This is a genomic window from Paenibacillus sp. GYB003 (genome assembly GCF_036577625.1).
Taxonomy (GTDB): domain Bacteria; phylum Bacillota; class Bacilli; order Paenibacillales; family NBRC-103111; genus Paenibacillus_AB.
Window position 1 is genome coordinate 1 of the sequence record NZ_JARBDC010000091.1, and the last position, 5,925, is coordinate 5,925.

Here is a 5,925-nt window from a genome sequence, read left to right on the forward strand (position 1 = left end):
GAGTTTTATAACCATGAACGCTTTCAGAAAAAACTCGGCGACCGCTCTCCGGTTGAGTACCGAATGGCGATCGCCGTATAAATTAACCTCTTTTTTTACTGTCTACTTGACGGGGGTAAGACCACCCATCGTCCGTTTTTTCTTTAACCGCCTTCATCGTTAATGACGCTAACCGTCAACGCCAAAAAAACCGCAAGCGCTCGTTGCGCCGCGGCTTCCGGTGGAACGGCTCGACTTGCCGGCCGATTCGGTTATCCGGTCATCCGGACGTTCGCGCTTTTTTCCGGCGAATGAGCATCGCGGCGAACAGCAGTAACGGAAGCGCGATTTGAAAAACAGGGCTGATCGTATTGACGACGACGACGAGGCCGGTCCAAATATGGTACGTATAGTTCGGCGAAAGGAACGCGAGCGCGAAGATAACCGCTCCTACCGGAAGCACCCACTTGTTGTAGCGGATACCCGTTATTTTCTCCATACCGATCACCGCCCCGATATAAAACGAGGCCATCTTGACCCCCAGTCCGAAATACAGAAGCAGCGCGAACAAAATGTCGATTCTCTCGAACACCTTCATGAATTGAATCAGCTGCACCGTTTGCAGCAAAGGAAACGTCGCGTTGGCCGCGAGCACGGGTCCGAGGACCAAAATGTTGATTTGATTGACCGCGATCACGAACGCGGCTACGCCGGCGTAGGCGATCATGACCGCTTTGGACAAGCTCCTCCCTTTTTTCGCGAGCGGAAAAAAGACGAGAAACAGCGCCGTCTGCCCGAACGGAAACGAGACGATTTCCGGAAACGCGCTGGTCCAAACCGGTTTCCATCCGTCGTCCAGCACGGGAAACAGAAACTCCGGATGAATCAGCCCCGCCGCCGCGATCAGCCCGATAATGAGCGCATAGCTGACGGCCATGACCGGACATAAGGCCGTGCAGGTCCGGAAATGCACCTCCACGCCGTGCAGCGCAATCATCGCGATGACGATAATCGTGACGAACATAATAAAGAAAATGGGCGTTTTGACCAATAACGTAAGCACGGTCAGCTCGCCCAAATCCCGCAAATTCCGCGACGTTTCGTAAGCGAAATACAGGACGAAAGCGAGACCGACCGCCGTCCCGACCCACCTTCCGAGATAGAACCGGCACAGCTCGTACAGGTCGCGGTCCGGATGTCTCCGGTGAATGCCCAAATAGAGCAGCAGCAAAACGAAGCCGATCGCCGCCGCGATCCCCATCGCCATCCATGCGTCCTGCTTCGCCTTGCCGCCGAGCAAAAAGAGCGGCGTACTGCCGATTTCGAACAAAACGAGGCCGATGACCAGCTCGGAAACCTGGAGCGACGATCGGTTCACGGCGATTCGCCTCCGGTCGTGCCATTGTTGCCCGACTTGCCCACTCCTCCGTATTCGCCCTTCCTTTCTTTCTGCAGTTCGTCGAACGATTTTTGAAACAGCCCCGTACGCCGTACCGTCGCTTCCACCCGGTAGGTCAATTCCGTTCGCTCCAGCTCGTGTTCCCACTCGCCTTTGATCCGCTTCCACTCCCGCGGGTAGGCGCGATGCACCTTGTCGGCGAAACCGGGGAGATCGACCCGAAGCCGCTTGACCGCTTGCCATCCCGTCTCCATTTGCTGCCGGATGCGGCGCTCGATTTGCTTTTCCATCGCATCGGCATTCCCCGGCAACTTCAAATCGCGGGTACACGTGGATTCCACGACGATGCCCTTCGCTTTCACATGGATCGCCATCGTGTAATGGTCTCCTTTCTTTCCGGGCGTCACCCTTGTGCGCGCCGATTCGACGCGAAACGTCGCTTTTCCGCCCCCGCCATCCGAACCGGGGCAGTCGAACGACATGTTGGTCCCGTTCAGTTGGTCCGACAGCCAGGACAAGCCGAGGCTCTCCTCGCGGTTCATCCATCCGACGAGCCGGTCCCCGCGAAAGACGCCCAAGCGGGATAACCTCAGCTTGCCGGCCGCGGACGTTTTCTTGTAAATGTCGAGCGATTCCAGCTGCTTGCTTTCGCCGGCCAGCACGATCTCCGGCACTCCCGCTCCCCCGGCGTCGGAATTGATTTTCAAGGCGAGCTTGTACATCGACACGGCGGGAAATATCGATGTAAACCTTTCCTCCTTGCGCAGCATTTCCGCCATCGCCGCTCCCGGCAGCCGTTCCGGGGGCACGAATTTGGTCAAGACGTCGCTCGCCTTCTTTTCCGCCAGCAGCACGAGAACCGTTTCCCTCGAATCGGGATTGCGGAAAAACAGATCGATAATTTCGGAGATTCCCGCTTTGGCCGCCTCCTCTCCGATGACGAGCACGTTATTGTGCGCGAAGTACAGCAGCCTCGGATATTCCAGCTCGCTGGCGGCGACCGCCTCGCGAATCGTTTTCGCTTTGGTCGACAGCACATGAACGGTCGCTTGCGAGGCGGTTCCCCCCGAAGGCCCGCCGGTCCCGGTCACCATCGCCGACGGCACGACCGTTTGATATGTAACGACCCACTTCCCGTCCTCGCGGTCGAATCCGGTGGCGGTCGCAATTCCCAGATCGTTCAATTCTTTGCGGCTCCAGCAGCCGGACAGACATAAACAGGCGATCGCGATGACGCATAGCCGTCCGAACGTTCGCATGGCGAATCCGCTCCTTTTTCCGGCATGAAATATCAGCCGTCCTCCCGCGAAGGATCGGGCGGCTTCGGCATCTGGCCGGCTCCCTGCCTGGTCGCGTTAGCTCCGACGATCAGCTCCGGCCGGCGCTTCATCGTCCACCAAGGCGAGCGGACGAACAAGTCCTTCATGTTCGCGAGCCGGAAAGGGGCGACCGGCATGAAGTACGGAATGCCGAACGACCGGAGCGATACGAGATGGACGAGCAGCGGAATCATGCCGGCCATAATGCCGAACAGGCCGAGCGTGCCGGCCAAAAACATGAGGACGAACCGGATGAGCCGAACCGTCCCCGCCATATTGATCGTCGGCAGCACGAAGTTGGCGATTGCGGTAAACGAAACGACGATGACCATCGCTCCCGACACCAACCCGGCTTGTACCGCCGCCTGGCCGAGCACGAGCGCCCCGACGATGGAAATGGCCGGTCCGATCGCCCGCGGCATGCGGACTCCCGCTTCGCGGATAATCTCGAACGTCACCTCCATCAGCAGCGCCTCCATCAGCGCGGGCAGCGGCGTCCCTTCCCTTTGGGCGGCAAGGCTGATGAGAAGCGTGGTCGGGAGCATTTCCTGATGGAACGTCGACACGGCGATATACAGCGAAGGCAGAAGCAGTGCGATCAGGAAAGAAATAAAACGGATAATCCTCAAAAAAGACGCAAGATCGTAGCGCTGGTAATAGTCTTCGCTGGATTGGAAAAACTTGAAAAACGTGACCGGGGCGATCAGCGCAAACGGGGTCCCGTCCACGATGACGGCCGTCTGTCCTTCGAGCAGACCGCCGGCCACCGCGTCGGGCCTCTCCGTATTTTGAATCGTCGGGAACGGGGTCACGGCCTCGTCTTGAATGAGCTCCTCGATATATCCGCTGTCCAAAATGCTGTCCGTATCGATCGCTTCGAGCCGGGCGGTCATTTCCCGGACCACTTCGGAATTGGCGATCCCTTGGATATAAACGACCGCGACTTTCGTTTGCGTATATCGCCCGATCGTTTGCGTTTCCACCCTCAGATCGGGCGTTCGCAGCTTCCGCCGGAGAAGCGCCAAATTCGTCGACAGCTCCTCCGTGAAGCATTCCTTCGGACCGCGGACGACCGTTTGCGAGCTCGGCTCCTCGACCGCCCGTCGGGCCCCGCCCGGAAGCGAAACGGCGATCGCGACCGGTGACCCGTCGACAAGGATGACGGCGCTGCCCTCCAGCATGCGGGCATATACGCTTTCCTCGTCCGTAAGCGGCGTTACGCCGCCGAACGGAATACGCCCTTTTACGAGCGCGAACGCGGTTTCGGGGGAAACGGCTTCCCGCGACAGGGCGTCCGCCGCGTTTTCCAGCAATTCGATCAATTGCTTGCTGTCGACCAGCCCGTCGATATAGCAGACGGCGAATCCGCAAAAGCCCTCCTCCGCGTTCCACTCCCGAACGACAATGTCGGAGCTCGTCCCCATCGCATGACGGATGGCGGCGATCGTACCGGCCAGGGACGTACCGAGCGGAGACGGCGGAGCGGTCCGATGGCGCCGCCGACGTTCGTTTTGTTTTTCGCTCTGCCGGGCGCTGCCGCGCAATCGGTTGAACAAGCGGTCCCGCACTCCTCGCTTCCAGTTTCACCTAGTATGTGAATATTTCGGAATCCCATTCATCGCTCGGCCCCCCGGCGGATCGCGGATGTTTGCGCCGCCGTGCGCTTCACCCAAACGTCAGCCGCGGCCGCGACATATTGTGATAGGGAGCAGATTATAAGCAAAGGGATGAGTGCGCGATGAGCAAAACTAAACGGACGAACGCGGGACGCTATCCCGGCCCCGGAACGAATACGGGCAAGCGGCGGCCGCCCTCTCCATATTTGAACCGGTCCGAGGTGCGCGGCCTGCTCGGTCCTGGCGCTGCGCCCGGCTCCGGCGGTCCGGGGGCGGACAACCGCGGCATGTTCTCGTTTCTCGACCAATGGGGCGGCTTGGACGGAATCATGAACACGATGGGCAAAGTTCAGAGAATGATGCGAATGATCCAATCGTTCGGCCCGCTGCTGAACATGTTCGGCTCGTTCGGCTCGTTTTTCGGCGGCGGCAAAGCGTCCACGGCCGGCCTTCCGGCCGCGCGCCGGCCCGTCCGGCAGCCGAAGCGGGGGCCCTCGTCCACGAAAGGGACGCCGCCGCGCGTACGAAACGGTAACCCGCAAGGCCGTTAACGATTAACGGCGTTAACGCAACCTGCACGCGTTGGAAAAATACCGCCGGGGAATAAAGCTCCGGCGGTATTTTACCGTGTAAACCCATCCATCAACCTAGCGCCAAGCAATCGTTTTCGGGGCCGAATGCGGGGGTTTTGAAGATGTATCGAACTCGAACTCGTTCGTTAGCGATCGCCCCGGATTCAGGCTCCCTAAATCGACGTAAAGCCGGCCCCGCCTATCCGAAGGCGAGCCGGCTTTTGCCTTGTTGTGCGGATTTCACGCTCCGGCGATCGCGCATGTCCTCTACCTGCGAAACTTTCAGCAAACTTTCAGCCAAATTTCACGTTCGTTTAAGCATTGCGGGCTATGATGCCAATATCTCCCTATTGAACATCGATTCGAAACGAAAGGCGGAACGAACGATGAAACGTTTACGAACGTGGGTTGCCGGCACGATGACTTTGGCTTTGACGCTCGGCGGAGGCGTTTGGGCGCATCATTATGTTCAAGCGGCACCGACCGGCGACAATTCGCAACCGCAAGCGCAAACGCAAACCGACGGGCAAATCGGAAAACAAGGCAAGCGCGCGATGCCGGAGCAAGGAGACCGTTTTCGCGGCTTCCACATCGGTCCCGGCTTCGCCGTCACGGGCGAGCTGGCCGCTCTGCTCGGTACGACGAAAGACGAGCTGGCCCAAGCGATCAAGGGCGGGAAAACGATCGCCGCCATCGCCGCCGAGAAAAACGTCTCCGTCGACTCCGTCGTCGGCCTGCTCGTCAAAGCTCCGCTCGAGAAGCTCGACAAGCAGCTGGCGGATGGCAAGCTGGCGCAGGAGCAGTACGACAAGGCGAAGGCGGCTTTGACCGACCGTGCCACGAAGTTCGTCAACGGCGAAAGCGGCGGCAAAGCGGGGCTGCCTTTCGGCAAGCTCGACTTTAAGGACAGGGGCGGCGCGCACTTCGAATTCCGGCTGGCCGTCACGGGCGAGCTCGCCGCTCTGCTCGGCACGACGAAAGACGAGCTGGCCCAAGCGATCAAGGGCGGCAAAACGATCGCCGCCATCGCCGCCGAGAAA

Annotated in this window: 6 protein-coding genes; 3 read left to right on the plus strand and 3 right to left on the minus strand. The window is 59.5% G+C overall.

The features are described 5' to 3' along the window. Positions 1–81, plus strand: an 81-nt coding sequence (locus tag PV407_RS29720) for an IS3 family transposase (protein WP_442951723.1), incomplete at its 5' end; no start/stop codon positions are given. Positions 82–259: 178 nt separating this feature from the next. Here the strand turns inward: PV407_RS29720 and PV407_RS29295 are convergent. The 3 genes from PV407_RS29295 to PV407_RS29305 are packed head-to-tail and all read right to left on the minus strand — an operon-like array spanning position 260 to position 4,253. Beyond that, a complete protein-coding gene (locus PV407_RS29295; RefSeq protein ID WP_332093562.1) occupies positions 260–1,357 on the minus strand; it encodes a GerAB/ArcD/ProY family transporter in 1,098 nt (365 codons plus the stop codon). Next, the gene (locus PV407_RS29300; protein WP_332093563.1) at positions 1,354–2,637 is read right to left on the minus strand and encodes a Ger(x)C family spore germination protein; all 1,284 of its coding nucleotides are present in this window, start codon (positions 2,635–2,637) and stop codon (positions 1,354–1,356) included. The genes PV407_RS29295 and PV407_RS29300 overlap by 4 nt, the downstream gene beginning before the upstream one ends. 32 nt (positions 2,638–2,669) lie before the next feature. Beyond that, a complete protein-coding gene (locus PV407_RS29305) occupies positions 2,670–4,253 on the minus strand; it encodes a spore germination protein (protein ID WP_332093564.1) in 1,584 nt (527 codons plus the stop codon). A gap of 182 nt (positions 4,254–4,435) precedes the next feature. Between PV407_RS29305 and PV407_RS29310 the strand changes: the two genes are divergently transcribed. Continuing rightward, a complete protein-coding gene (locus tag PV407_RS29310) occupies positions 4,436–4,864 on the plus strand; it encodes a hypothetical protein (RefSeq protein WP_332093565.1) in 429 nt (142 codons plus the stop codon). A 143-nt stretch (positions 4,865–5,007) separates the two neighbouring features. Beyond that, positions 5,008–5,925, plus strand: a 918-nt coding sequence (locus PV407_RS29315; RefSeq protein ID WP_332093566.1) for an FAD-linked oxidase C-terminal domain-containing protein, incomplete at its 3' end; no start/stop codon positions are given.

Bases quoted from the DNA above. Each gene is read 5' to 3' on its own strand.
- PV407_RS29300 (WP_332093563.1), bottom strand. From the start codon at position 2,637: ATGCGAACGTTCGGACGGCTATGCGTCATCGCGATCGCCTGTTTATGT.
- PV407_RS29310 (WP_332093565.1), top strand. From the start codon at position 4,436: ATGAGCAAAACTAAACGGACGAACGCGGGACGCTATCCCGGCCCCGGA.